Consider the following 25,170-nt stretch of genomic DNA (forward strand, 5'->3'; position numbering starts at 1 on the left):
CGCGCCGCGCCAGGGCTCGAAGCCCGGCAAGCCCATCGGGTCGGCCGGCTCGCCGAGCGTCGCGAGACCGATGCGCTCGCTCATGCCGTAGCGCGCCACCATATGGCGCGCCATCGCCGTCGCCCGTTCGAGGTCGTTCTCCGCTCCCGTCGAGACATCGCCGAACACGATTTCTTCGGCCACGCGCCCCCCGAGCAGCACGTCGAGCCTGTCGAGCAGTTCGCTTTGCCGCAGCAGGTAACGGTCTTCGGTCGGCACCTGTTGCGTGTAGCCGAGCGCCGCCACACCACGCGGGATGATCGACACTTTCTTCACGGGATCGCTGTGCTTGCGGTTGTATGCGACGAGCGCGTGCCCCGCTTCGTGCCAGGCGATCGTCAGCTTTTCCTGCGCGTTCATTACGCGGCTCTTGCGCTCCATGCCGGCCGTTGCGCGGTCGATCGCCTCGTCGAAGTCCGACATGTCGACGCTCTCCTTGTCGGCCTCGGCGGCATGCAACGCGGCTTCGTTGACGACATTCGCGAGATCGGCTCCGACGAAGCCCGGGGTGCGCGACGCGATCTCGCCCAGGTCGACCTGCGGCGCCAGCGTCACGTGCCGCGTATGGACCGCGAGGATCTGCCGTCTGCCGTTCAGATCGGGCCGGTCGATCGCGATGTGCCGGTCGAAGCGCCCGGGGCGCAGCAGCGCCGGATCGAGCGTCTCCGGACGGTTGGTCGCCGCCATGATGATCACGCCCGAGTTGGAGCGGAACCCGTCCATTTCGATCAGCAACTGGTTGAGCGTCTGCTCGCGTTCGTCGTTGCCCGATGTCAGGCCCGCTCCGCGCACCTTGCCGAGTGCATCGAGCTCGTCGATGAAGACGATGCACGGCGCCTCGGCCTGCGCCTGTTCGAACAGATCGCGCACGCGCGCCGCGCCCACGCCGACGAACATTTCGACGAACGCCGCGCCGCTCACCGAGTAGAACGGCACGCCCGCTTCCCCGGCGACGGCTTTCGCGAGCAGCGTCTTGCCGGTGCCGGGCGCGCCGACGATCAGCACCCCTTTCGGTATCTTGCCGCCGAGCTTGCGATAGCGATCAGCGTCGCGCAGGAAGGCAACAATCTGCCGGAGTTCGGCTTTCGCTTCGTCGATCCCGGCGATGTCGTCGAAGCTGATGCCGGTGTCCTCCTGCATCAACACATGCGGGTTGCCCCGGCCGATCTTCGTATATTCCTGGATGCCGCCGACGCGCCCGGACATGAAATGCCAGAGCATCAACAGCAGCAGCAGCGGAGCACCCCATGACAGAAGCAAAGCCGGCCACGCGCTGTCTTCGCCCCCCGTATAGCGGATGTCGGCGGCAGCCAGCGTCTGCGCGAGCCCGTCGTCCGCGACGCGCACGGTGGAGAAGTCCGACGGGCCACCGCTTGCCTTCCTGGTTCCGGCAACGGCAGACGCCGGCAACCACGCGGCGGCGCCGGGCATCCTCAGCGTGCCGGTGATGCGCGTCGGGGTCACGACGAGGTCCTGCACCTGCCTCGCGGCGACCAGCTGCAGGAAGTCGCTATAGGCGACATCGATGGTCGGCGCGTGCGACACCAGCAACCGCAGCGCGAACACGATGCCGACGAACAGCATCACCGCGGCGCTCGTGAAGTCGAGCCATGGCGAGGGCTTGCGGCGCTGACGCGAGGGAAACGGCATCGGCATCAGCGTTGCTCCCTCGTGACGTCATCGGGGCGGCAGGACAGTCGTTCGCCATCTGATGGCTTCACGCTTACGCGCCGTGCAGCGCGATCCGGTTTCATCGTCCCCTCCCTGCCTGCCAGTGTGCGACTTCCATGAACCGACAACGATCGTCGCCGGGCACGGCGATCATGCGCGCATCGCGGAGCGGCTCGCGATCTCCGTCGCGTCGCTGTTGCTCACGATCGGCTGCATGATCGTGCGGCCGGCGACGGATCGCACCTACGACGCGGACCGCGGCGCCTCGCGCCCGGAATGGCGGCCACGCATGGAACGCGTCGCCGCTGCCTCGCTCGTTACGTGCAGAACCTGAAGAAACCGCTGTGCAGCAGCACGGGTTTGGCACCGACCTCGTTGAGCATGCGCTGTGCGGCCAGTTCGATCTCGAAACGATGCGCAGTGAACGCATCGGCCAGATCTTCTTCGCGCAGGGAGCGCGCGCCGAAATGATCTTCGAGCGCTTCGGCCGTGATTGCGCACTGCACCGACTGGTCATCGACGAGTGCCGGAAACCCCAGCACCAGATCGCGGGCGCAATACTCGGGAGGGCTCGGTGGAAAGGAAATCTGCATGGCGATGACCTCTTCAGGCATGAAATTCCGCATCGGCGGATCCTCGATGCATCGGCCGCCGCGCGATCTTCCCAGCTTAGCCACGCGATGCATGGCGGATTTGATCCACGTCAACGCGGCCGGTGCCGGTGACAACATCGCAAAACGACACGGCGCTCAGGATTGCGGAACAATGCCGCCGCCGAGCGCCGCATACAGTGCGACCGTGTCCTGCAGGCGCTGCGCACTCGCCTGCAGCCAGGCGATGCGGGCCTGATGGTACTGACCATCCGCGATCAGAATCTCCAGATAGCCGGCGGTGCCCGCGAGATACGACACCTTCAGCAGTCGCAGCGCCTCGGCCGCCGACTGCACCGCGCGAGACTGCGCCTCGACTATCTGAGCGTCGTGTTCGAGCGCGCGCAGCGTGTCGGCGACCTGGGAGAACGCCGCCAGCACCACTTCGCGATAAGCGGCCTGCGACTCCTCGTACCCGGCAATCGCGGCCTTGCGCTGAAACCACAGTGCGCCGCCATGAAACACCGGCGCCGTCAGCCCCGCCCCGAGGCTCCAGACCTGCCCGACCGGGTTGCCGAGCTCGTGAAACACCATGCTGTCGAGAGCACCCGACGCCGACAACGTGATCTGCGGAAACAGCGCCGCCGTTGCCACGCCGATGTTCGCGCTCGCCGCATGCAATACCGCTTCCGCCTGCAGGATGTCGGGCCGACGTCTAACGAGCGAGGACGGCAGCGTTTGCGGCAACAGTCCCGGCAGCCTGATGTCCTGCAACGACAGCGCCGGCGCACTCCACTGCGCCGGAACCATGCCCGCCAGCAACGCGAGCAGATGTTCGCTCTCGGCGCGCTTCTGTTCGAGTCCCGGCACCGATGCCTCCAGCGTGGCCATCTGGTTCTGCAACGACAACACGGCCGACCATGCGCTCGCGCCAGCCGTGACCTGTGCCTGGGTGATCCCGATCTGCTCGCGCACGAGCCCGATCATCTCCTGCGTCGCGTCGATCTCGTCGCTGTACGCAGCTCGCGCGATCATCGTGTTGACGACGTTGGCGGCTAGCGTCAGGTAGGTTGCGGCGAGCGCGTAACGCTGAGAATCGGTTTGCGCGGCGAGCGACTCGACTTCCCTGCGCTCGCCGCCCCAGATGTCCAGGGTATAGCTGATCGTGGCCGACAACGTGAGCAGATTGAAAACGGTCGGTGGTGCCTGGACGCCGTTGCGCAACGGCGAGAAGCGCTGGCGTGTCGCATCGGCCTGGGCGTCGATCTGCGGATAGAAGATGCCCGCGCCCGCCCGCAACAGGTCATCGCTGCGCCGCAGAGCCGCCTCGCCGCCCGCGAGGGTCGCGTTGCCGGTCAAGGTCTGATCGACGGCGGTGTCGATCGCTGGGCTGCCGAACGAGGTCCACCAGTCGTCGCGCACGCCAACTTCCGGCGACAGCGTCTGTGTGCCGCCCGGCGCCGCGAAGCTCTGCTGCCCGGTCTTCTCGTACCGGTCGACAGACGGCGCAGGCGGTCGCGAGAAATCCGGGCCGACCACGCACGACGCGACGAGCACGGCGCACGGCGCGAGCGCGGCGTAGCGAGGCAAGCGCGCCCTGCGCAAGATGCGCCGGCATGCGCAGCCCAGACGCCGGTTATTTCGCAGCGATATAGACATCGACGATCTGCCCCGGATAGAGACGCGTGCCCGCCTGCGGCACGACGCGAAACAGCACCGGCAGCACACGGACATCGACACGTTCCGTGCGCTGATCGGTCAACTGGATTTTCGGTGTCACATAGGGCTGCACGCGCATAAAGCGCAGCTCGGCCTGCACCGTGGTGCCGCGAATGAACATCGTCGCCTTGGTGCCGCGCAGATCCGGCAAATGATTGATCAGGATCTCGTCGACGTAGCAGCGAACGGCGAGCTGATCCGAGGGCGTGCCGAGCACGAGCGGCGGCTCGCTGCCCTGCGCATACGTGTCGTACACACCCTGGGGCGACAGATAGGCGCCGAGCGCGGTATTCACCGACAGCACCATGCCATCGCTCGGTGCGCGCAGCGTGTAGCGGCCGAGTTGCGCGTCCGCCGCCTCGGCCGCCTTGCGCAGCGCTTCGACCTGGCGCTCCTGATTGCGCACGTCGAACGACCATGCGCCGGCGCGCGTGAGCGCGTACTGCCGTGTCACCACGTCCAGATTCGCGCGTGCGACCGCAACGCCGTTGGCTGCATTGTCGAGCGTGTCGCGGCTCACGGCCTTCGGGTCGATCTCGTACGCGTGCTTCTGTTTGTCGAACTGATCCTGCGCCATCTTGAGGCTCGCGTTCGCCGCGACCACCTGCGCACTCGCGACATTCAGCGTCTCGGGCCGCGGTTGCGCGCGCAGTTCGTCGAGCAGCGACTGCGCGGCGTCGGCTTGTGCGGCCAGTTGCGCGGCGGTGGCCGCCTGCACGGCGTCATCGATCGTCAGCAGCGGCTGGCCGCGGCTCACCCTGTCGCCGTCGTGCACGAAGACTTGCGTAACCGCCCCCGAGACGTCGGGATAAACGTTGATGTTCGAGCCGGCGGGCTGGTCGCTCTCGACGATACCGGTTGCGTAGACGCCATGCGCATAAGGATTCGACGCCGGATCGTACACGGGCGGCTGGGGCGGCTGCTGGATACCGTAGACCCACGCCGCCGCCATGCCCGCCAGAAAGCCGGCGAACGCGAGCACGAAAAGCAGTCTATGTTTCACTTCCCGCCTCCCGCGTCGATCGTCTTCAGCTTGCCGTCTTCCATGTGCATCACGCGATCCGCGTACTCGAAGATGCGGCTGTCATGCGTCACGATGACGATGCAGCGATGCGCGTTGAGCACCTTGTGCTTGACGAACTCGATCACCGAACGGCCTGTGTCGCCATCGAGCGAGGCAGTGGGCTCATCGAGGATCAGAATGTCGGGCTGGCTGACGATGGCGCGCGCGATCGCGACGCGCTGCTGCTCGCCGCCGGAGAGCTTCACCGGTGGCAAGGCGGCCCGGCTCTTCAGACCCACCACGTCGAGCCACGTCAGCGCCTCGGCGATCGATTCGTCCCAGTCGCGGCGCTTGAGGATCAGCGGAATCGCGACGTTTTCCGCGGTGGTCAAACGCGGAAACAGGTGATAGTCCTGGAACACGAAACCGATGCGCTTGAGCCTGAAATCGGCGATCGCGTCGTCGTGCTGATGCCACAGATCGACGCCGTCGATCGATACGGTGCCCGAGTCGGGCCGCAGGATGCCCGATATGACGCTCAGCAGCGTGGTCTTGCCGCTGCCCGAAGGCCCGACGATCAGCAGCATCTCGCCGAAATAAGCCTGCATCGCGACATCGGACAGCGCTTGCGTGCGCGCGTCGCCTTCGCCGAACGACTTGTTCAGGCCGCTTGCGTCGATCGCGACCGCGCTCATCGCTAGCCCCGGAAAATATCGAACGGCTCGATGCGCAGCACGCGACGCACGCCGAGATAGCTCGAAGACGCGGCGATCACGACGACCATCGCGAACGCGAGCGCGAGATTGCTGGACGTGATCAGCGCCGCGTAGCTCGGAATGCGCAGCCGCGCGAGCGTAATCGACGCCGCGCACAGTCCCACGCCAAGCCCGTAGCCCGTCAGTGCGGTGAAAGTAGCCTGAAACAGGATCATCGCGACGAGCTCGTGGCCTTTCGCGCCGATCGCCTTGAGCGCGCCGAACTTCTCGAGGTTCTCCAGGATGAACGTGTAGAACGTCTGCCCCGAGATCGACAGACCGACGATAAAGCTGATCACCGTCATCAGCAGGATGTTGGTGCCGAGGCTCGTTTCGTATTTGTAGAAGCGTGAGATGCGCTGCATGAACTCCTTTTTCGTAAAGGCGACATACCCTAGCGAAGCGACGACTTGCTTGATGTGCGCGACATCCGCGTCGGTTTTCGGCTCGACGAGAATGTATGAGGTGGTGTAACGCGTCGTCGGGATATATTCGACCGCCCGGGTGTAGGTCGTGTAGAGCGTCGGCGTGCCGAACAGGCCGCTGCTCGCCACCGTCGCGATCCCCACGACGACGCCGCGGTGATCGTTGAGCTCGAAATCGGTACCGAGCCGCGGATTGTGCAGCTTCACGAACTCGGCGTCGTCGATCGCGATGAAGCCGTTCTCCGCGTAGATGTCTTCGATCCGGCCGGCCTTCATCTTCGGCCAGCCGAACAGGCTCGCGTCGTCGATGCCGATGACCGTGACCGCCTGGTACGTGCCGTCGCGCAGGCGCACCAGCGCCGCGCCCGAATAGAGCGGCACTGCATATTTGACGCCGTCGATGCTGCGCACCGCGTCGAGCACATAGTCCGGCATGCCGATGCTGCTCGCGATCGTCTGCACGGCCGGGTCCATCACCCACACCTTCGCGCCCACGTTGATCACGGTCGACGAGGACTTGTTCAGAATGCCCGCAAACAGAGAGGTCATCTCGATCATCAGAAACACCGCGAATGTTATGCCTACGAGCAGGGCCGTGAACTTCGCGCTGTCGTTGACGAGCAGCTTGAACGCGAGACGCAGGATTCCCTTCATATGCGCCGTTCCTTTCGCTTGAAAGCGCCGAAAAGTACCTTCACGAATTGCCGCCCGACTGGCTGTTCAGTAGCGCGACGACCATGGTGATCGATGCCATCACGATCACGACGCCACATCGAAACGCGAAGACATCATCGAAAATCAGCCCGTCCAACGCCCACGCAAGTGCACCAAGGGCGGCTAAAACCCCGATGACCGACAGCACGATCTGATACGTGTCACGCACCATAATGTCCCCCACCCGGCTTTGCGCATGCGCGTCGTTTCGAGCCTCGCTGCCATCTTCGATCGTTACCCCTTTGCGGCTTGACTCAGTGGGTGCGCGCTCGCGCTGCGATCGTCTCGAGTTCCTGTTCCGCGAGATCGAACGCGCCGCGAATCGCCGCCTCGGCGTTGTCGCCGGCGCAATGAGCGATCGGCCTGAATTCGTGCGCGGGCGTGATCAGATCGAGCCGCACGTCGTAGTGCGGGCCGGTGCGATTTGGGCGCAACACCTCGATCGCCAGATGGCAGTTCGACACGAGCGCGCCGAACCGCGCGAGGCGCAACAGTTGCGCCGCCGCTTCCGCTTCGAGCTGCGCCGCGCCTGGGAAGCCGAGATAGACAATCTGCATGCCGATGCCCATCCTCTGCCCCCGCTCCGAATATTGACCGAACCCCGTGGCAACCTCTGCGCTCGCCGCCGTTCACCACAGGCTTATCGTGTTCCTACGTGAAGCGGAGTCATTGACCTGAGTCAACCGCGACGCAAGGCGAGAATCAAGTCAATTGTTTGCGCGCGTGATCGAGCGGGCATTCGCGTCGTTCCTGCAGCCCGTGGTGCCACCGTCTAATGAAAGGCTGGCCGATGCTTGACCAGATCCCTCGATACGGGTCAGCAGTTAAAGAAGCCGCGCGCTCATCGACGGCACCTGTTCAACCGGCGGAAATACGCCCCACGAACCATTGCCGTGCCGGAAAAAGACGATCGTCAGGGGCCGCGAGCAAATCGCGCCTTCGAGCCAGACATAACGCGCCCGAGTGATCGCCATACGGCCGGTGCGCACCACATGCGCGGGTGTCGCGCTGGTCGGCGCGAGCCATTTTTCAACCAGTGCTCGCAGAGGGATGATGGTGTCGTTCATTGCCGTCTCCTCAATATTGCGGATCTTGGCGCCTTGCGCTGCGGCGTGCCGTCAAATCCATTATCGGCAACAGACTGCGGTATCGAAATCAGCGTCGGCGGAATCCCGGGTAGTCCGCCGACGCCGCTCGTAGGAATCGGCCGACCCACGTTGAGCAATCGGACGACGCTCTCAGTACTCCCCGGCTGAGGTTCCAGCGCGCGTCACCCACCCGCAGTTGATCTGAGTCAATCGTGCCCCGTGCCGCGTGCCACACACTGGTTGCGACATCCCAAGCGCCGTCCGATTCATGCGCGCAGCCGCACTGCCGATCGTCGTGGGTCGGCCAGTCGCGGTGTGCCCGTTCCATATTACTTATGCAAGCCAGCGAGGAGACTATGTCCACTGCCGCCATCAACCCTCAAGCGCCGGAAACGGCCACCCCGCCACGTCTGGAAGGCGCCGCCATCGACGGCATGGCCGCCTACGAAGCGCTCGTGAACGAAGCGCGCAGCGACCGCACCGGCTTCTGGGCACGGCTCGCGCGCGAGCATCTGAGCTGGCACCGGCCTTTCACGAAGGTGCTCGACGACTCGGAGGCACCGTTCTTCAAATGGTTCGACGACGGTCTGCTGAACGCGTCGTACAACTGCCTCGATCGCCATCTGCATAACGGCAATGCCGAGAAGACCGCGATCATTTTCGAGGCCGACGACGGCAGCGTGAGCACCATCACCTACCGGCGACTGCATGCCCGCGTGTGCCGCCTCGCGAATGCGTTGCGCGCGCGCGGCATTCGGTGCGGCGAGCGCGTGATGATCTATCTGCCGATGTCGATCGAAGGCGTCGTCGCGATGCAGGCCTGCGCGCGCATCGGCGCGCTGCATTCGGTCGTGTTCGGCGGTTTCTCGGCGAAGTCGCTGCACGAACGGATGGTCGATGTCGGCGCCGTCGCGGTCATCACCGCCGACGAGCAGATGCGCGGCGGCAAGAATCTGCCGTTGAAATCCGTCGTCGACGAAGCGCTGAAAATGGCCGGCACCGACGGCATCCATACCGTGATCGTGTATCGGCGCACGGGCGGCTCGATCCTGTGGGACGAGCCGCGCGACTGCTGGCTGCATGTGCTCGAAGCGGCCCAGCCCGACACTTGCGAGCCCGAATGGGTCGGTGCCGAGCACCCGCTGTTCGTTCTGTACACGTCCGGGTCGACCGGCACGCCGAAGGGCGTGCAGCACAGCACGGCGGGCTATCTGCTGTGGGCCGCCGTCACGATGAAGTGGAGCTTCGACATCCGTGCCGACGACGTGTACTGGTGCACCGCCGACATCGGCTGGATCACGGGTCATAGCTACATCTGCTACGGTCCGACCGCGGTCGGCGCGACCCAGGTGATTTTCGAGGGCGTGCCCACGTGGCCCGACGCGGGACGGTTCTGGGAAATGATCGCGCGGCACAAGGTCAGCATCTTCTATACGGCGCCCACCGCGATCCGCTCGCTGATCAAGGCCGCCGAGACCAACGCCAGCGTGCACCCGCGCCGCTTCGACCTCGGCTCGCTGCGTTTGCTCGGCACCGTCGGCGAGCCGATCAATCCGAGCGCGTGGGAATGGTTTGCGCGCGAAGTCGGCGGCGGGCGCTGTCCGGTGCTCGACACGTTCTGGCAAACCGAAACGGGAGGTCACATGATCACGCCGCTGCCGGGCGCGACACCGCTCGTCGCCGGTTCGTGCACGTTGCCGCTTCCGGGCATCGAAGCCGCGATCGTCGACGAGACCGGCTGCGAGGTGCCGAACGGCCAGGGCGGGCTGCTGGTGATCAAGGAGCCGTGGCCGTCGATGCTGCGCACGATCTGGGGCAATCCGCAGCGGTTTATCAACGGCTATTACCCCGCGGAGCTGGGCGGTCGTCTGTATCTCGCGGGCGACGGCGCGATCCGCGATCCGCAGACCGGCTACTTCACGATCACCGGCCGCATCGACGACGTGCTGAACGTGTCCGGCCACCGCATGGGCACGATGGAGATCGAATCGGCGCTCGCCGCGCATCCGCTCGTCGCGGAAGCCGCGGTCGTCGGCCGGCCCGACGAGACGATCGGCGAAGCGATCGTGGCGTTCGTCGTGCTCAAGGGTCCGCGCCCGGAAAGCGCCGAAGCGAAGAAGATCGCCGAGCAGTTGCGCGCATGGGTCGGCAAGGAAATCGGTCCGATCGCCAAGCCGAAGGAAATCCGCTTCGGCGACAGCATGCCGAAGACGCGCTCCGGCAAGGTCGTGCGGCGTCTGCTGCGCTCGGTCGCGAAAGGGGAAACGGTTGCGCAGGACATGTCCACCGTCGAAAACCCCGCGGTGTTGCAGCAGTTCGGGCATCACGCTTGAGCGCGCTTTGCGTCCTCGGATTCGCTTCGTGCTTCGAAGATTTCAAGGCCGACCCGGTCATCGCGATTCTCGACCGGGCCGCGCCGACGCTTGATTCACTCAGGAGACTTCCACCATGAAACCCACCGCCCCCAACCCCGCATCGCTCGGCCTCGCCGCCTTCGCGCTGACCACGTGGCTCCTCAGCATGATCAACGCAGGCTGGTTCGGCGCCGGCTCGCTCGGACTCGTGCTGGCCGTCGCGTTCGCGTTCGGCGGCAGCACGCAGATCGTCGCCGGACTGATGGAGATTCCGCGAGGCAACACGTTCGGCGCCACCGCGTTTCTGAGCTACGGCGCGTTCTGGTGGTCGTTCGCGCTGTTCGCGCTGTTTTTGCACGAGCAGGTGCCGGCCGCGTTCATCGGCTGGTATCTGCTGCTGTGGGGCGTCTTCACGTTCTACATGTGGATCGCGACGTTCCGCTCGTCGCGGGCGCTGCAGTGCGTCTTCCTCGCGCTGTGGGCGACCTTCCTTCTGCTCGCGGCCGCCGAATGGACCGGTTCGGCGACGCTGAAGCACGCGGGCGGATATGGCGGCCTGCTGACCGCGCTGCTCGCGTTCTATCTGTCCGCGGCGGAAATCATCAACGAGTCGCTGGGCCACACCTTGCTGCCGGTCGGCGCCAAACCCGCGCTCGTCGAGATGGAATCGGTCAGTGCCGCGGTGGTGACGCGGTATGCAGACTGATTGATTGCGTACATTCGCCGTTTCGCTCGGGATCGAGGCAGACGGCGTGCGCGTCGCGCTAGTCTTCGGGCCCGCTTCCGGCCGCCCCGCGCCGCAGTTCATTTGACCGAGGTCAACAAGAACCGTTGCGGCGCCCATACACTGAAGTTAGTCCTGCTGCGGGAGTACCTGCCGTGATTGTGCGAATTCGCAACTGTCTGCTCGTATGCGCGGCGTCTGCGCTGACGTTCGGTATCGCCTATGGCCAATCAGAGCCGAGCGCGCTGGTCGATCAGCAACACTGCATGTTTTGCCATACGCGCGACGCACCGTTTCTCGCGCCGTCGTTCCTGCAGATCGCCGAGCGCTATCGCAACGTGCCCGATGCGCAGTCGATGCTCGAGCAGAAGCTGCGGCTGGGCGGCAAAGCCCACTGGGGCGATATGCCGATGCCGCCGGCGGCCGAGCGCGGCGGCCCGCTGTCGCCGCAGGACGCGCACACGCTTGTGCAATGGGTACTGAGTCAATGAGGACTCGTCGAGCCCGCCACCGACACAAGATTGCGGCGACGACCCGGTTCGGCCGATTACGTTGCGCCCGGTTGTCGCGCGTTTGACGTTCATCTCGACGCATTCGCTCTGTGGCTCGGCAAGGACACGCGGGAAGGGTCGCGGGAAGGTCCAGTTGGGCTCGAACCGCGCCAATGGGCGCACTGCAGAGGGATTGTGAAATCGCGGAGGACCGAAGCAGTCCGTCGCGATCGAGGAGGCTATCGGGATGACGCTTGTTGCCAATCTGGATGGCGTGCGCAATGCGTACGAGCTGTGCTTCGTGCGTTCACCGTGGGCCTATTTCACGCGCCTGCCGCTCGATCAGCAATGGGGTGACGGCTGGGAGCGCACGCCGTACGAGCAGCACGCCGGTCCGCCGTACGCAGATGCGGCTCAGCAGATCCTTACCGTCGCATTCGACGGTCCTCTGCTGACGCCGGATACGGGCGACGACGCACGCGCGCTGAGCGTCAACGAGATCAATCGTGGCGACGCGCCGTGGCTGCGAACGCAGAATTACATCGGCAATGCGCCGGTGCGTATCGTCGCCGGCGTCTCGCTCGAACGATTCGTCGAGCTGGTAGAACTCGCGGGCGGCCGGGTCTTCGCGCCGCTCGGCTGGGGCGCGTTGGGGCTGGAACCGGTCGGCGACGCGGAAATGCCCCGAAAGCTGGAAAGCGAGTCACCATCGCCGTCCCGATGTTCGGCAGTGGCGAAATAGATTAGCCCCAGACCCCGGGCGCGCGGATAGCGGATCTATCTAACGCCCCCGTAACGCCCCCGTGGCGGTGAATTTCGTCATTTCGCCACGCTCACAAACGCGCGAAACTCATCCTCGATCGCGACGATCGCCTCCGCGCAGGTCGAATACAACGCGCCCGCTCCGCCATCGGTGTCGTACCTGCCGCGGCACATCGCTTTCAGCTGATTCAGCGCGTGGTCCTCATCCGTCTGCTCTTTCAACGCTCCGAGATACATGCAGCCGAACGAATGCGGCCACGCGGTTTCGCGCTTGATCTGCGTCAACAGTCGCGCCGGCCCGGCCCATAGACTCGATGTCACCACGGGTCCACGCCCGTTTCCACACCGTCTGTCATGGAGCTTTCGATGAGCTACAAAAGCATTCTGGTTCACCTCGACACGAGTGTCCGAGCACGTCCGCGCCTCGAGATCGCGTTGCAGCTTGCACACCGGTTTCACGCGCATCTGACCGGTCTGTTTTCGACCTATGTGCCGCCGCGCCACGAATTCTTCGTCATGGCCGGCACCGCCGAGTACTACGTGGAACACGAGCGCCAGCGCCACGAAAAGGCCGGTTCGCTCGAGCGGCTCTTTCATGCCGAACTCGCGCGTGCAAAGGTCGAAGGTCAATGGATCGCCATAGACGGCTACGCAAACGACGTCGTGCCGCCGTATGCACGTCTGGCCGATCTGATCGTGCTCGGCCAGACCGACCCGACCGACCCCGAGGCGTTCATCGCGGAACAGTTCGTCGAGCACGTCGTGCTGTCGGCGGGGCGGCCGGTATTGCTGGTGCCGTCGGCAGGTAGCGTCGCGCCGCCGAGCCGGCACGTGCTGGTCGCGTGGGACGGCAGCCGGGAAGCCACCCGCGCGATCCACGACGCGCTACCGTTCCTGGCGCATGCCGCGAAGGTGTCGCTGCTGACTGTCCACTCTCGTACCGATCAACCGCCGCGCGACCGGATTGCGGGCGCCGACATCGCGCTGACCATGGCGCGTCACGGCGTGAAGGTCGACGTACGCGAACTGAGCGTCGAAGCCGACACGCCAGTGGGAGACGCACTACTGTCGCAGGCGTCGAATCTCGAGTGCGACCTGATCGTAATGGGTGCGTATGCGCATTCACGTCTGCACGAAGTGATACTGGGCGGCGCGACGCGCGCGATGCTCCAGTCGATGACCGTTCCGGTCCTGTTCTCGCACTGAACGCAGCCTCCAAGGAGATCGCCATGTTTCACCGCATACTCGTCGCGCTCGACGGCAGCGATACTGCCTCCCGTGCCTTCGATGCCGCATTGATTCTCGCCGCCGAGTCCGGCGCCGAACTGATGCCGCTGTACGTGGTCGATATGCCCGTCATCGCGTACGACGCGCCCGGCTTCGATCCGTGCGTGATTCGGGACGCTTTCGTCGAAGAAGGCAAGCGGATCGTGGCCGACGCGCAGAGCCGGCTGGCCGCGCGCAGCGTCAAGGGCACGCCACGCACGATGGAAGCCTCGATCCCCGGCGAAGACGTCGCGAAGCTCATCGTCGCGGCGGCGCTCGAATGGCACGCCGATGTCATCGTCATGGGCACGCACGGCCGCCGAGGCTTCCGACGCGTCATGCTCGGCAGCGTCGCCGAGCGCGTGCTGCGCAGCGCCCGCTGCCCGGTCCTGATGATTCCGGCCCATGCCGGCGTCGATCCCGCCGGGCAGTCAGTCGCGTCCCCGGCCGAAAAGGCGCTGACATGAGCTACGTTCCCGCGACCTACGTCGAGCGGCAGTTCGTTGGCGAGGTCGTGCTCGGCGCGGGGCGTCCGCGCTCGTGATCCCGCACGCGGGCGCGTGCCGACGCTTGGCGAGAACGCCCCAGCGACGCGCTCGATGCAGACTATTCACGGCACGGCGCGATCTCGCCGGTCCACAACGTTAAGGAACCGCTGAATAACGCCGCGCGAAGACGAGCACGCTTGAACTGACGCTGCGCACAAATGGTCCGTACTGCTCGCTGCGGATAGCGGATAATGGTCTTGACGCCAATCGGCAGACAGTCGAAGGCAATGGTGGTTACGTTTTGCTTGCAATCGATGCAACAGAAAGAGATCGCCCCATGACCAAGGTGTTGCTGGCCGACGACCACACGCTCGTGCGCGACGGGTTGCGCCATATTCTGCAGCAAGCAAGCGGCTTCGATGTGGCCGGCGAAGCGTGCGACAGCGCCTCGACGATCGCACTGATCCGCGCGACGCATGCGCACGTCCTCGTGCTCGATCTGTCGATGCCGGGACGCAATGGCATCGAGTTGATCAAGCAGATCAAGGACGAAAAACCCGACCTGCGGATTCTCGTGCTGACGATGCACGCCGAGCAGCAATACGCGGTGCGCGCGTTCAAGGCGGGTGCGTCCGGCTATCTGACCAAGGAAAGTGCGAGCGCGGAACTGGTCGGCGCGGTGACGAAAGTCGCGTCAGGAGGCGTCTATGTGAGCCTCGCGATGGCCGAACGCTTTGCGCAGAACCTGAACGAGCCCGTCGACGCGCTGCCGCACCAGCGCTTGTCCGATCGCGAATTCGACGTGTTCCGGCGCCTCGTCGAAGGCCAGAGCATCACCGAGATCGCCAACGAACTATCCGTCAGCGTGAAGACGATCAGCACGCACAAGACGCGCATCCTCGAAAAAATGCAGATGCCGAACGAGAACGGGCTCGTTCGCTACGCGATCCACCACAAGCTGTTCGACGACGAAACCGACCTGTAGCACCTCCCTCTCCTGCCCTCGGCACGCGACCACCTGTCGCCAGGAATATTCCGACAACGTTTTCCTGAACTCCTGGGCTCGCTTCAAGCACCGCTGATACATTTTTGCGATTCGGTGGCCAATACTGGTTGACATGGACACCGCCGCGTCAGCCACCGCCTCGAATTCCTTCTCTGATACCGTCGTGCGGGACTCGCGTTTTGCCAGCAAGTCGAATCTCGTTCAAGGCGCTTTCGTGCGAACAATCGTCCATCGTCGGCATCGAACTGACGAGCCATCGCGCCACGGCGTTTTGCCGTGCGTGCGAAGCCGCAGCCGGGTACTTCCCTTCGACCAGACATCGGAGATCGAACTCACCTGCGTGCACCACCGAACCAATTGCGTATGTGCGCCGTGCGCATTCTGCGTAGTCTCCGGAGACGATCATGCAAGCTTCTGCCGCCTGTGAACCCCGCAACCTGACGCCCGACCAGGCGCCACGCACCGCGACCGTGACGCCGATACGCGCTGTGTCGGCCAGCAGCGCGGCGCGGCACGGCACACCGCACTGCTCCACCTGCTCGATGCGTTCGGTCTGTATGCCGCCCGAGCTGAGCGCCAGCGAGCTCGCCAGACTCGACACGATGATCTGCACGACGCGCCCGATCAAACGCGGGGACACGCTGTATCGCGCGGGCGACACCTTTCAGAGCATCTATGCCGTACGCGCAGGATCGTTCAAGACCGCGGTCATGCATCGCGACGGCCGCGAGCACGTGACTGGATTCCAGATTGCCGGTGACACGCTCGGTCTCGATGGCGTCTGCGCCGGCAAGCAGAATTGCGACGCGATCGCCCTTGAGGACAGTGTCGTGTGCATCATTCCGTTCGCGCAACTCGAGGCGGTCTGCCGCGAGATGAAGCCGATGCAACATCATATTTATCGGAAGATGAGCAGCGAAATCGCTCGCGAATCGAGCCAGATGATGCTGCTCGGCACGATGAGCGCCGAACAGCGCCTCGCAACGTTTCTGTTGAATCTGTCGAAGCGCTTCAAGGTGCGTGGCTTTTCGGGCTCCGAATTCCATCTGCGCATGACGCGCGAGGAAATCGGCTGCTATCTGGGGATGAAGCTCGAAACGGTGAGCCGGATGTTTTCGAAGTTTCACCGCGAGCACCTCGTGCACGCGAACGGCAAAACCATCCGCATCGAAGACGCGGAGAAACTGGCCCGGATCTGAGCGCCGCTCCCGATGCGCTGTGGCGAGCCGGCGCGTTCGACAGTTGCCGATTACTTGAGAGACATTCTGAACATTGACCTGTCTCAAGCGTGCGCGGCCTGCGGATGAAGCTGTAGGAGTAGTCCGACGACCTTGCGGAAATTCCTGGTTCCAGTTCCGCCTGCACCTATTGGCCTTATGTGCGGGACAGCCAATACTAAAGATATGCGACCGACCTTGATGAAGATCGCGTGACACCCAAGGCGAGACGGTGCCCGCGATCCGACAGGAGAACTGATATGTCATGCGCTACCTCTACCGCTGCAACGTACTGCGCGAACCACAACGAAGGACTTCGCGACGTTGCCGTACACCGGCTAGAGCAACCTGACCAGCCATTCGCCGATGTCGAGTGCCTCCTTTCCATCGCGCGCAACGCAGGGATGCTAGTCATGCTCGACGCGCAAATCGGCCGCGAGAGGTATCAAAGCGTGGCGGGCTCGGTCACGTCGCTGCAGCGCTTTGCGAGCGAGCTTTGCCAGCTGATGCAAACCGATCGCGCAGGCCGGTAAATCCCCGATACATCCTGGAACAGCGCGCTTCTGTCTTAGTGCTTCCCTGTCGAAGCCCGAACCGCGTAATGGTCGAAAACGGCTTAGGCGCGACCGCTTTTACGATGGCAACCGCGAAGGCGATTCGCAAGTGTAAAGATCGGTGTGACCGAATCCTTGCGCATAGTCGAGCACTGAGATCACCGTGGGGCACACGCGAAATATACGCACATCGTCGGGCGACGGCATCGGCAGCGGCAGCGCATGAACCTCCGGATACTTCATTGGAAACATGCGCAACACCTTTTCCGCTTCGGCACGATCAGTCACCGCGTACGCGTGCGCCGCCATCGACAAACCCGTAATCGCCATAAGGTCTGGCGTATCGTGGTCGATCGTAAGCGAGACGCGGTCATCGCGAGCCAGGTTGGCCGCCTTCTGGCTTTCCGGACCGCAAAGGAAGTAAAGCGTCAGACCATCGCTCACATAGCCAACGGTTGTCGTCTGTGGCCAACCGTCGGGCCTTAGCGTGGCGATCGACATGATCCGATGCTGATCAAGCAATGACAGGATCTTTGCCTTGAGCTGTTCCTTCATTGATCGTCCTCCCACTCTGAAAAGTGACATGGTGGACTCGCAGCGCAATGTTCAGTTGATGCAAGTCAATAACCGGCGATGCCCACCGCTGCAACGCGATGCGTTGCAAAGCAAGACATGCTTCGGCCAAGCTGATTGCTTGTCCGGGAATTGGGCGCGGCGGCCAGAATTGATACGTATCAATCTCGCTCCGACTCGCCTGACATAGGCTTGCTTTCGAAAGCCGCCATCATTGGCTTGATGCGGAGGCGCGCATGTCAGGAAAACAGGTACAGCCGGAAGCAATCGTCATAGGTTCGGGCATCGGCGGCCTCGCCTGTGCGGCGGCATTGGCCCGGTGCGGCAAGGCCGTGCTTGTACTCGAACAGCAACACACCGCCGGCGGTCTCACACAGTCATTCAGCCGCTACGGCTTTCAATGGGACGTCGGATTGCACTATCTCGGTGAGATGGGTCCCGATGGCCAGGCGCGTGCGGTGCTCGACTGGCTTACCGGCAGCGCCATCACATTCGCATCACCCGGCGATGTGTACGACGCTGTGCATTTCCCAGGTGATTTCACGGTAAGCTTCGCGCGCCCGAAGGCAGCGTTGGAACTCGAGCTCAAATCCAAGTTTCCGCACTCCGCAAATGAAATCGATACGTTTTTCAACGCACTTGCCGAAGCGGTTCATGCCGGACGAGCCCTCTTTACGAGAAAGGCGTTGTCGGGATTCTTCGCCAACATATACGGTCTCTGGCACGAGCAGGAAATTCGAAAGTGGTGGGGCCGCAACAGTGCCGATGTCGTCAACGACCTGATCAGTGACCCACGACTGCGCGCGGTTCTCTTCGCTCAACGGGGCGACTACGGAGGCATGGAACCTTCCGGGACAAGCTTCGGGATGCTCGCCGTCGTGATGAGTCACTATCTGAGCGGCGGCTATTACCCGCTCGGAGGCGCGAAGGTTTTCGCCGAAACGCTGATTCCTGTGATCGAAAAAGCAGGCGGCATGGTCCGGCTGAACGCAAAGGTCCGGGCGCTGCATGTGCAAAACGATGTTGCCACGGCCGTGGAACTCAGCGATGGCACGGTCCTGCGCGCACCGGCAATTTTTTCGGATATCGGCGCGCGCAACACCGTCGGATTGTTGCCCCCAGACCTGCGTGAGACCGCCTGGGCAAAGGAGATTCTCGCGTTCTCGCCATCGGTTTGCCACGTCACGCTATACCTTGGCCTGACCGGCGACATCCGCGCACATGGAGCCTCTGGAGCGAATCACTGGTTTCACGAGAGGTGGGATGCGGGTAGCGGCGTATGGCAGGGACCCGCGAAAGAAGCGTCCGCTCCCGTACTGTTCGTTTCATTCCCATCGCTGAAGGATCCAGCGCATGCTCGTGACGACCAACAGCGACACACCGCCGAAGTTGTGACGACCATCAACTGGGACCTCTTCGCGCGTTGGGATGGGACAACAGCGCAGCAGCGTCCTCAGGAATACGATGAATTCAAGGCAACGCTCGCTCGCAGCTTGCTTGCGCAGTTCAAGAGCCATTTCCCTGAACTGGCGCCGATGGTGATATTCCACGAAGTTTCCACCCCGCTCACCATGTCGTCGTTCACGGGAGCCCAACAAGGTGCAAGCTATGGGCTCGAGGTGAGCCCGCGCAGGTTTCTTTCAAACGCACTCAATGTGCGCACGCCGATTTCCCGACTCTTTCTCACCGGGCAAGATGTGACGAGCCCAGGCGTCACCGCTGCGTTGATGGCAGGCGTACTGTCCGCTGCGGCGATTGAACACGAGGTCTTCAACCGTCTTCGTTAGTTCGTTTTGCCATCGGTAATGGTCGTGATACGACGATGCCTCTAAGCGTGTCGATGCGGAGGGAGCGCTAGACTTGGATGACAACGGCCGGTTCATCCGGCTGATCGTTTGCGACGCGTTCCCTTCGCGCCCTGACCATGCCATTTCTCTTCATCAAGAAGCCGGTCGAACAGACGATTGCGGGCCGTATCATCCAAAGGCGACATGCCCAGCAGAGAGTGAAACGCGAGGCCGCTGGCGGCGAAGTAGCGCAGCAGCGACAAATCCGGGTCTGCCGCCTCGTCGTGCAACGCCTTCATTTTCGCGTCGTCCGACGTCTTCATTTGATCCAGCAGGTTCGGACTCTCGATAAGCGCGGCGAGCACGGCCCTCGCCACGGAGTGCGGCTGATTGACGGATTCCCGGTAGATGGCGATCTGGGCCGCCAGCGTCGGTTCGGCTTTCGACGCTCCCTCCGTCGCCACATAGTCACGCGCAATCCGCTCGAACTGTTGCCGTTGATACTCGAGTAACGCACCAAGCACGCCTTGCCTGGTGCGGAACTGATGCAGCAGTCCACCCTTGCTGATGCCGCTTTCGCGCGACAAAGAGTCGAAAGTCAGTCCGCCTACTCCCTCCCGGGTCAGGATGGCGAGAGCGGCATCGATCGCTTTCTTGCGGGATATCTCCGAGCGGGTCTGGTTGTCCATTGTCGATATTAATGACGTTGCGGCAGGAGCGGCGCTTGCCCGATTGCTGTCGCATCGTGATGGTGTCCGGCGGGCGCCCGACGTGGCGAATGCGTGACGGCAAACGCCCCCCAACCCGATACCGCAAGGGGGCGGTCGCCGTACTTCGCGGAATTGTACCGCCTCGAGTAACGCACAAACAAACCGGGTAGACGGTTTACATTCGATTTAGACGATGCTACTGTTCGACCTCATCGGATTTGGCTCAATCCTGGCCCGACCCCGCAGCCACCTCTTCAAGGAACACAGTATGTTCAAGCACAAACTCATCCCGCTTCTTCTTCCCGTCGCGGCGGCGTTATCTCTCGCGGCATGCGCTGGTGTGCAGCCTGTCCCCTACACGGCTATTTCATCGTCGCCGCAATTGAAGCAGAACCGGGATGACGATTCGAGCCACGTGCCCTACAAGTACGTGGAGCCCGTCGTCTGGTCGCGATACACGCAAGTCGTGCTGGATCCTGTTGCCGTCTATCAAGGCGCCGACAACCAGTTCGGCGACATGAAAAACGATGACCGGACCGAGTTGGCCAACTACATGGCGGAGACTTTCGCGAAGAAACTGTCGAAACGGTTCGACGTTACGAAGCAGGCCGGCCTGAACACGCTGCGGGTCAAGCTCACGCTGACCGGTGCGGAAAAAACGACGCCGATTGTCGGTCAGGTCATGCATTTCGACATTGCGGGCAATCTCTATAACGGTGTTCAGGCTGTCCGCGGAGGACAGGGTGCGTTTAGTGGGTCGGTCTCTTACGCCGTGGAAATCTATGACAGCAGCAGCGGCAAACTGCTGAAAGCCTATGTCTCGAAGCAGTACCCGAATGCAATGAATCTCCCGGCTGCCTTCGGCTCTCTGAGCGCAGCGAGAACCGGCCTGGACAAGGGCGCCGATGCGCTCGTCAGTCAACTCCGCTGAATTTCTCGACCGGCAGGATCACTTGCGTGATTGCTGTCTCTGCTCAGATTTCCAAAGCACGGCGCGCCGAAACCTCTTTCGAAGGTGGTGCGGCCGTAACGGACTCCCGCGAGATCCCATCATGCATGGACTGACCGATGTCAACGTTGCATTCGCGTGCCCACCTTTAATGGTCGCGATTGTCTTTTCTGTGGCGTACCTGCTGGTCGGGATTCCAGTCCATTTCACGCGCGGCGCGGTCGCGAGGGACGTGCTCGGTACGTTGGCGGGCGTTTTCGCTGCACTTGTCTATATCACGTGGGTTCTCGGGGTCCATGCAAACATTCATCCCCCGCTACGTTGAAGCAATACCCGGTCTGCTTGCCAACGACACACAAGCCTCGTCAAGGCACGGCCTGCAGGCTCATATACCGGCAACCGGACATCGAAAATGGATGAAACCACGTTGATTGCCTGTCACGAATGCGACTTTCTTCAAGCGGACACGCAACTCCCGAACGGCGGTGCGGCGCGATGCGCACGTTGCGGCGCGGTTCTCTACAAAAGCTCGCCAGCCACGGCCACTCGCGCGCTCGCGTATACGTCGGCTGCCGCCATCCTGTTTGTGATTGCCAACTGCTTTCCGATCTTCGGGTTCCGGCTTCACGAAACGCTCGTTGAAACCACACTGCTCGGGGCCGCATCGTCGCTCTACGCAGAGGGTATGTGGCCCATCGCTGGCCTGGTTTTCGTGACCACGCTGTTCATGCCGGCACTAAACATTGCTGCAATGCTCTATCTGCTTCTGCCGTTGCATCTCGGCCGAATTCCCCAACGGCCCGAACAGGCGCTGCGTGTGCTACGACACGTCGCCCCTTGGGGAATGATCGAGGTGCTCGTGCTTGCGATGCTCGTTGCGCTCGTCAAACTCCAGCACATTGCCGATGTCGTTCCGGGAGTCGGCATCGGTGCATTCGGCGCGGTGATGGTGTTGCTGGCCGCCGCAACCGCTGCTTTCTCCCCTCGTGCGATCTGGGCGCGGATCGACTCTCCCCCAGCCCATCTCAGCATTTCACACGCTGTGTGGAGGACGTCAACCGGGACCACCGCGGCACGGGCGGGTCTGGCCGCCTGTCACCTTTGCGGCCGGCTCTCAAAGCAGCATGCGAATGCCGCCACCGGAACGTGTTCGCGCTGCGGCGCGGCACTGCATCTGCGCAAGCCCGACAGTCTCGCTCGCACGTGGGCATTCCTTTTGGCGGCCGCGGTGCTGTACATGCCGGCCGTTCTGCTGCCGGTCATGATGACAAGTACCTTATTCGGCGCTCAGTCCGACACGATTCTGAGCGGCGTCGTCTTCCTGTGGAACTCCGGGTCATGGTCGCTCGCCGTGATCGTCTTCATCGCAAGCGTCCTGGTGCCGATCCTCAAGATCCTGTCGTTGGTTTTTCTCGCCTGGACCACCCAGTTGAGGTCACCTCTGAATGCGCGCAGACGCACGCGCATCTATCGGCTGGTCGAGTCTGTCGGTCGCTGGTCGATGCTCGACATCTACGTCATCACGATTCTGGTGGCATTCGTGCAGATCGGCGAAGTCGCGACGATCGATGCGGGACCCGGTGCGATTGCGTTCGGCGCGGTCATCGTGCTGACGATGTTTGCCGCATTGTCGTTCGACCCGCGACTCATGTGGGACGTCGTGGAGCCTGATAGTGAGTAAGCTGTCCGGAGAAAGCGATGACCGAAACGCACCGAACTTACCCATCGCCGTCGTGGCAGAACCATCTCGTTGGCGTCCGCAGTTCGTCTGGCTCGTCCCGCTCGTCGCGATTCTGATCGCTGGCGGGCTGGCCGTGCAGTCGATCATGCAACGAGGGCCGACCATCACAATCGGCTTTGCTACGGGTGACGGAATCGAGCCCGGCAAGACAAAGATCAAATTCAGGAACGTCGATATCGGCGTGATCAAAAGCCTCGAACTTTCCGACGACCACAAGACCGTGGTGGCCCGCGCGGAGATGTCTCGCAACTCCTCCAGCATGCTCGTCGACGACACCCGCTTCTGGGTGGTTCGACCGCGCATCTCGGGCGGCACGGTGTCGGGTATCACCACGTTGATATCAGGCGCTCACATCGGTATGGACATCGGTACATCGCATACGCTGCGCCGGGATTTTGCCGGTCTCGAGTCGCCACCCGTCCTCGCATCCGGAACGCCCGGACGCGAGTTCGTGCTGAAGAGCGGCAACATCGGCTCGCTGGATATCGGCTCGCCGGTTTTCTTCCGGCGGCTTCAGGTCGGTCAGATCGTCTCCTATGCGCTCGACGCGGACGGAGCCGGCATGACCATCCACGCTTTCATCAATGCGCCTTACGACCGGTATGTGACAAATGACACGCGTTTCTGGCAGGCGAGCGGCGTGGATGTGACGCTGGATACGACCGGCGTGAAAGTCGACACTGAATCGCTCGTATCGATCCTGATTGGCGGCCTCGCCTTCGAAAACCCACCCGATTCGTCGGGCAAAGCTGAAGCGCAGGCCCAGCATACGTACCAGCTTTTTGGCGACCGCAACGAAGCCATGAAGCGGCATGACTCTATCGTCGATAAATACGTGCTGACTTTTAACGAGTCCGTGCGTGGCTTGACCGTGGGTGCGCCTGTCGATTTCCGGGGCATCGTCATCGGCGAGGTATCGGCGATCCGCGCGCACTTCGATCCTGTCAGGAAGGAATTCAGCATTCCCGTCGAGGTCAGCATTTTTCCCGACCGGCTTATCTCGCGCGAAGACTGGCAAGGAAACGCCGGCAGTACGCAGTCGGACCGAAAGTCGTTTGCGGACTACCTCGTATCGAAGGGATTGCGCGCGCAACTGAGAACAGCGAGTCTGCTTACTGGACAACTTTATGTCGCTATCGATTTCTTCCCGGCGGCGCCTGAAGCGGCCGTCGACTGGAACGAAAAGATGCCGCAATTGCCAACCGTGCCGGGCAACCTCCAGGGCTTGCAGGAGTCCATCACGAATCTGGTCGCGAAGCTGAACCGGATTCCTTTTGACGGAATCAGCGCGGACCTGCACAAGACGCTCAGCGATGCGGACACATTGCTGAAAACCATCAATACAGATATTGCGCCTGAGGCAAAAGAAACACTGAGCGCGGCCCGTGAGGCACTGACGTCTGCGAATCGCACGCTGCAGAGCGACTCGCCATTGCAGCAGCAGACGGCTGAAACGATGCGCGAGTTATCGCGCTCCGCGGCGTCGGTTCGCTCGCTTGCGGACTATCTCGAACGTCACCCGGAATCGCTGATCCGTGGCAAGAGGGAGGACACGCCATGAACCGGCTGATATCACTGTCCCTATCGATCACCGTAGCTGGCTGTCTCGCGGCGTGCGCCTCCCCGCCACCCGCGAAGTTTTACACATTGAGCCTCATCCAGATAACCCAGGCTGCACCGGCCGCAGATCGGATTGCAATAGCGCTTGATCCGATTACGCTTCCCGAAATCGTCGATCGACCGCAAATGGTCGTGCGGCTCGATCCGAACCGGGTCTCGATCGATGAATTCGCTCGCTGGGCGGAACCTCTCAAGAACCAGATTCCGCGCGTGCTAGCCGCGGATCTCACGCAACTTATTCCGGGCGCGATCGCATCGACGTACCCGCAGCATGCCGACGATACAGCGTACCGTGTAACAGTGGACGTGCAGACCTTCGAATCGTCAGCCGAAGGGACAGTGATGCTCGCCGTGCTCTGGTCGGTACGCGCGCCGAAGCAGGGGCATAGAGTAAGCGGACGCTCCGTTGTATCCCGAAGCGGTCGTGGTCAGGGGTACCCCGCCCTCGTGAGCGCGCACGACGAAGCCCTCGAATCTGTCGCTTGCGACATCGCCGTGGCGACGCATTCGATGATGCATCGGTGAAAACGCGAAGAATTCGAATTCGCGAGGCGATGCGGCCCTGTGCCACAGGTTGCACGGCGGCCCGGCTCTACAAATGCAGCTATCAGGTTAGGTTTTCCTGGCGAAATCGTCGTCGCTCATGAGCCGTGACGATTTCAGAATCGGGCTCGTCACACCTGCGTCGCACGACGCGAATCCAACAGGTTTGTCGAACTTCATAGCGCCCAAAACACGGCCGCCCCAATTTGATCGAATCGCTCATCCAGAAAAAAGGGGCGGCTATACCGCCCAACAAATGACCGATTCGATCATTTGTTGGGGTTTTCCCGGGTTTATATTGAGCGTTTCGATTATCTAAAATGCTCACAACGGTCACTTAGTTGCAGTAATGGCAGTCGAAAGCGCTACCGGAGCCCGAAA

General features: G+C 62.7%; 26 protein-coding genes. 14 read left to right on the forward strand and 12 right to left on the reverse strand.

All coding sequences use genetic code 11. The features are described from left to right. Positions 1 to 1,623 (reverse strand): ATP-dependent zinc metalloprotease FtsH (gene ftsH / locus EVC45_RS10500; protein WP_248295095.1); only part of this gene is annotated, 1,623 nt, incomplete at its 3' end. 127 nt (positions 1,624 to 1,750) lie between these two features. On the opposite strand from ftsH, the gene EVC45_RS10505 reads away from it, so the two are divergent. After that, positions 1,751 to 2,044, forward strand: coding sequence for a hypothetical protein (locus tag EVC45_RS10505; RefSeq protein WP_129957932.1), 294 nt, complete (start codon positions 1,751 to 1,753; stop codon positions 2,042 to 2,044). Here EVC45_RS10505 and EVC45_RS10510 read toward each other — a convergent pair. The 8 genes from EVC45_RS10510 to EVC45_RS10545 form a co-directional block, all read right to left on the reverse strand. Next, positions 2,028 to 2,303, reverse strand: a complete 276-nt coding sequence (locus tag EVC45_RS10510) for a DUF1488 domain-containing protein (RefSeq protein ID WP_129958102.1) — start codon at positions 2,301 to 2,303, stop codon at positions 2,028 to 2,030. The two genes, EVC45_RS10505 and EVC45_RS10510, sit on opposite strands and share 17 nt — an antisense overlap. 156 nt (positions 2,304 to 2,459) lie before the next feature. After that, positions 2,460 to 3,959 (reverse strand): efflux transporter outer membrane subunit, encoded by a 1,500-nt coding sequence (locus tag EVC45_RS10515; RefSeq protein WP_129957933.1) that lies wholly within the window; start codon positions 3,957 to 3,959, stop codon positions 2,460 to 2,462. Further along, entirely contained in the window at positions 3,937 to 4,971 is a 1,035-nt protein-coding gene (locus EVC45_RS10520; RefSeq protein WP_373683012.1) for an HlyD family secretion protein, read from the reverse strand. The genes EVC45_RS10515 and EVC45_RS10520 overlap by 23 nt, the downstream gene beginning before the upstream one ends. Before the next feature lie 47 nt (positions 4,972 to 5,018). Continuing rightward, the gene (locus EVC45_RS10525; protein ID WP_129957935.1) at positions 5,019 to 5,717 is read right to left on the reverse strand and encodes an ABC transporter ATP-binding protein; all 699 of its coding nucleotides are present in this window, start codon (positions 5,715 to 5,717) and stop codon (positions 5,019 to 5,021) included. Positions 5,718 to 5,719: 2 nt separating this feature from the next. Next, a complete protein-coding gene (locus EVC45_RS10530) occupies positions 5,720 to 6,856 on the reverse strand; it encodes an ABC transporter permease (protein WP_129957936.1) in 1,137 nt (378 codons plus the stop codon). A 40-nt stretch (positions 6,857 to 6,896) separates the two neighbouring features. Beyond that, positions 6,897 to 7,088, reverse strand: coding sequence for a DUF2964 family protein (locus EVC45_RS10535; protein ID WP_129957937.1), 192 nt, complete (start codon positions 7,086 to 7,088; stop codon positions 6,897 to 6,899). 82 nt (positions 7,089 to 7,170) lie between these two features. After that, a complete protein-coding gene (locus tag EVC45_RS10540; protein WP_129957938.1) occupies positions 7,171 to 7,485 on the reverse strand; it encodes a hypothetical protein in 315 nt (104 codons plus the stop codon). 255 nt (positions 7,486 to 7,740) lie between these two features. Next, a complete protein-coding gene (locus EVC45_RS10545) occupies positions 7,741 to 7,983 on the reverse strand; it encodes a hypothetical protein (protein ID WP_129957939.1) in 243 nt (80 codons plus the stop codon). Positions 7,984 to 8,360: 377 nt separating this feature from the next. Between EVC45_RS10545 and acs the strand changes: the two genes are divergently transcribed. The 4 genes from acs (at position 8,361) to EVC45_RS10565 (ending at position 12,315) form a co-directional block, all read left to right on the forward strand. Next, a complete protein-coding gene (acs, locus tag EVC45_RS10550) occupies positions 8,361 to 10,337 on the forward strand; it encodes an acetate--CoA ligase (protein WP_129957940.1) in 1,977 nt (658 codons plus the stop codon). 115 nt (positions 10,338 to 10,452) lie between these two features. Continuing rightward, entirely contained in the window at positions 10,453 to 11,064 is a 612-nt protein-coding gene (locus EVC45_RS10555; protein WP_129957941.1) for an acetate uptake transporter family protein, read from the forward strand. A gap of 173 nt (positions 11,065 to 11,237) precedes the next feature. Further along, positions 11,238 to 11,573, forward strand: a complete 336-nt coding sequence (locus EVC45_RS10560) for a c-type cytochrome (protein WP_168991441.1) — start codon at positions 11,238 to 11,240, stop codon at positions 11,571 to 11,573. A gap of 247 nt (positions 11,574 to 11,820) precedes the next feature. After that, entirely contained in the window at positions 11,821 to 12,315 is a 495-nt protein-coding gene (locus EVC45_RS10565; RefSeq protein WP_248295082.1) for a hypothetical protein, read from the forward strand. Positions 12,316 to 12,392: 77 nt separating this feature from the next. On the opposite strand, the gene EVC45_RS10570 is transcribed toward EVC45_RS10565, so the two are convergent. Further along, complete coding sequence (locus tag EVC45_RS10570; RefSeq protein ID WP_129957942.1) at positions 12,393 to 12,656, reverse strand: hypothetical protein; 264 nt, start codon at positions 12,654 to 12,656, stop codon at positions 12,393 to 12,395. Positions 12,657 to 12,701: 45 nt separating this feature from the next. Between EVC45_RS10570 and EVC45_RS10575 the strand changes: the two genes are divergently transcribed. From EVC45_RS10575 to fnr, 4 genes are all read left to right on the forward strand, one after another. Then, entirely contained in the window at positions 12,702 to 13,541 is an 840-nt protein-coding gene (locus EVC45_RS10575; RefSeq protein WP_129957943.1) for a universal stress protein, read from the forward strand. 23 nt (positions 13,542 to 13,564) lie between these two features. After that, entirely contained in the window at positions 13,565 to 14,068 is a 504-nt protein-coding gene (locus EVC45_RS10580; protein ID WP_129957944.1) for a universal stress protein, read from the forward strand. Positions 14,069 to 14,426: 358 nt separating this feature from the next. Beyond that, positions 14,427 to 15,074 (forward strand): response regulator transcription factor, encoded by a 648-nt coding sequence (locus EVC45_RS10585; protein WP_129957945.1) that lies wholly within the window; start codon positions 14,427 to 14,429, stop codon positions 15,072 to 15,074. 425 nt (positions 15,075 to 15,499) lie between these two features. After that, positions 15,500 to 16,294: a fumarate/nitrate reduction transcriptional regulator Fnr gene (gene fnr / locus EVC45_RS10590; protein ID WP_129957946.1), complete on the forward strand. Its 795-nt coding sequence runs from the start codon at positions 15,500 to 15,502 to the stop codon at positions 16,292 to 16,294. 650 nt (positions 16,295 to 16,944) lie between these two features. Here fnr and EVC45_RS10600 read toward each other — a convergent pair. Beyond that, complete coding sequence (locus EVC45_RS10600) at positions 16,945 to 17,421, reverse strand: pyridoxamine 5'-phosphate oxidase family protein (protein WP_129957948.1); 477 nt, start codon at positions 17,419 to 17,421, stop codon at positions 16,945 to 16,947. A gap of 254 nt (positions 17,422 to 17,675) precedes the next feature. Here EVC45_RS10600 and EVC45_RS10605 point away from each other — a divergent pair, with 254 nt between their 5' ends. Then, on the forward strand, positions 17,676 to 19,226 hold the full coding sequence (locus EVC45_RS10605; protein ID WP_129957949.1) for an NAD(P)/FAD-dependent oxidoreductase: 1,551 nt from the start codon (positions 17,676 to 17,678) through the stop codon (positions 19,224 to 19,226). Between the two features lie 92 nt (positions 19,227 to 19,318). On the opposite strand, the gene EVC45_RS10610 is transcribed toward EVC45_RS10605, so the two are convergent. Further along, the gene (locus tag EVC45_RS10610) at positions 19,319 to 19,915 is read right to left on the reverse strand and encodes a TetR/AcrR family transcriptional regulator (RefSeq protein ID WP_129957950.1); all 597 of its coding nucleotides are present in this window, start codon (positions 19,913 to 19,915) and stop codon (positions 19,319 to 19,321) included. A 289-nt stretch (positions 19,916 to 20,204) separates the two neighbouring features. On the opposite strand from EVC45_RS10610, the gene EVC45_RS10615 reads away from it, so the two are divergent. The 4 genes from EVC45_RS10615 to EVC45_RS10635 all read left to right on the forward strand — a co-directional run bounded on the left by EVC45_RS10615 (position 20,205) and on the right by EVC45_RS10635 (position 24,771). Then, positions 20,205 to 20,867 (forward strand): DUF3313 domain-containing protein, encoded by a 663-nt coding sequence (locus tag EVC45_RS10615; protein WP_129958104.1) that lies wholly within the window; start codon positions 20,205 to 20,207, stop codon positions 20,865 to 20,867. A 430-nt stretch (positions 20,868 to 21,297) separates the two neighbouring features. Next, positions 21,298 to 22,566 carry a paraquat-inducible protein A gene (locus EVC45_RS10625; RefSeq protein WP_129957952.1) on the forward strand — a complete coding sequence of 423 codons (1,269 nt, stop codon included), beginning with the start codon at positions 21,298 to 21,300 and terminating at the stop codon, positions 22,564 to 22,566. Beyond that, positions 22,559 to 24,187, forward strand: a complete 1,629-nt coding sequence (locus tag EVC45_RS10630; RefSeq protein ID WP_129957953.1) for an intermembrane transport protein PqiB — start codon at positions 22,559 to 22,561, stop codon at positions 24,185 to 24,187. The genes EVC45_RS10625 and EVC45_RS10630 overlap by 8 nt, the downstream gene beginning before the upstream one ends. Continuing rightward, on the forward strand, positions 24,184 to 24,771 hold the full coding sequence (locus EVC45_RS10635) for a membrane integrity-associated transporter subunit PqiC (RefSeq protein WP_129957954.1): 588 nt from the start codon (positions 24,184 to 24,186) through the stop codon (positions 24,769 to 24,771). The genes EVC45_RS10630 and EVC45_RS10635 overlap by 4 nt, the downstream gene beginning before the upstream one ends. Positions 24,772 to 25,170: the final 399 nt, after the last annotated feature.

Origin of the sequence: Paraburkholderia sp. UYCP14C (genome assembly GCF_004197395.1) — a bacterium.
Lineage (GTDB): Bacteria > Pseudomonadota > Gammaproteobacteria > Burkholderiales > Burkholderiaceae > Paraburkholderia.

Coding starts and splice junctions, on each gene's coding strand:
- fnr (WP_129957946.1), top strand. CDS start 15,500: ATGCAAGCTTCTGCCGCCTGTGAACCCCGCAACCTGACGCCCGACCAG.
- EVC45_RS10635 (WP_129957954.1), top strand. CDS start 24,184: ATGAACCGGCTGATATCACTGTCCCTATCGATCACCGTAGCTGGCTGT.
- EVC45_RS10625 (WP_129957952.1), top strand. CDS start 21,298: ATGGATGAAACCACGTTGATTGCCTGTCACGAATGCGACTTTCTTCAA.
- EVC45_RS10600 (WP_129957948.1), bottom strand. CDS start 17,421: ATGAAGGAACAGCTCAAGGCAAAGATCCTGTCATTGCTTGATCAGCAT.
- EVC45_RS10605 (WP_129957949.1), top strand. CDS start 17,676: ATGTCAGGAAAACAGGTACAGCCGGAAGCAATCGTCATAGGTTCGGGC.
- EVC45_RS10610 (WP_129957950.1), bottom strand. CDS start 19,915: ATGGACAACCAGACCCGCTCGGAGATATCCCGCAAGAAAGCGATCGAT.
- EVC45_RS10545 (WP_129957939.1), bottom strand. CDS start 7,983: ATGAACGACACCATCATCCCTCTGCGAGCACTGGTTGAAAAATGGCTC.
- EVC45_RS10525 (WP_129957935.1), bottom strand. CDS start 5,717: ATGAGCGCGGTCGCGATCGACGCAAGCGGCCTGAACAAGTCGTTCGGC.
- EVC45_RS10535 (WP_129957937.1), bottom strand. CDS start 7,088: ATGGTGCGTGACACGTATCAGATCGTGCTGTCGGTCATCGGGGTTTTA.
- EVC45_RS10530 (WP_129957936.1), bottom strand. CDS start 6,856: ATGAAGGGAATCCTGCGTCTCGCGTTCAAGCTGCTCGTCAACGACAGC.
- EVC45_RS10510 (WP_129958102.1), bottom strand. CDS start 2,303: ATGCAGATTTCCTTTCCACCGAGCCCTCCCGAGTATTGCGCCCGCGAT.
- EVC45_RS10520 (WP_373683012.1), bottom strand. CDS start 4,971: ATGGCGGCGGCGTGGGTCTACGGTATCCAGCAGCCGCCCCAGCCGCCC.
- EVC45_RS10540 (WP_129957938.1), bottom strand. CDS start 7,485: ATGGGCATCGGCATGCAGATTGTCTATCTCGGCTTCCCAGGCGCGGCG.
- EVC45_RS10580 (WP_129957944.1), top strand. CDS start 13,565: ATGTTTCACCGCATACTCGTCGCGCTCGACGGCAGCGATACTGCCTCC.
- EVC45_RS10585 (WP_129957945.1), top strand. CDS start 14,427: ATGACCAAGGTGTTGCTGGCCGACGACCACACGCTCGTGCGCGACGGG.
- EVC45_RS10615 (WP_129958104.1), top strand. CDS start 20,205: ATGTTCAAGCACAAACTCATCCCGCTTCTTCTTCCCGTCGCGGCGGCG.
- acs (WP_129957940.1), top strand. CDS start 8,361: ATGTCCACTGCCGCCATCAACCCTCAAGCGCCGGAAACGGCCACCCCG.
- EVC45_RS10515 (WP_129957933.1), bottom strand. CDS start 3,959: ATGTCTATATCGCTGCGAAATAACCGGCGTCTGGGCTGCGCATGCCGG.
- EVC45_RS10565 (WP_248295082.1), top strand. CDS start 11,821: ATGACGCTTGTTGCCAATCTGGATGGCGTGCGCAATGCGTACGAGCTG.
- EVC45_RS10505 (WP_129957932.1), top strand. CDS start 1,751: ATGGCTTCACGCTTACGCGCCGTGCAGCGCGATCCGGTTTCATCGTCC.
- EVC45_RS10575 (WP_129957943.1), top strand. CDS start 12,702: ATGAGCTACAAAAGCATTCTGGTTCACCTCGACACGAGTGTCCGAGCA.
- EVC45_RS10555 (WP_129957941.1), top strand. CDS start 10,453: ATGAAACCCACCGCCCCCAACCCCGCATCGCTCGGCCTCGCCGCCTTC.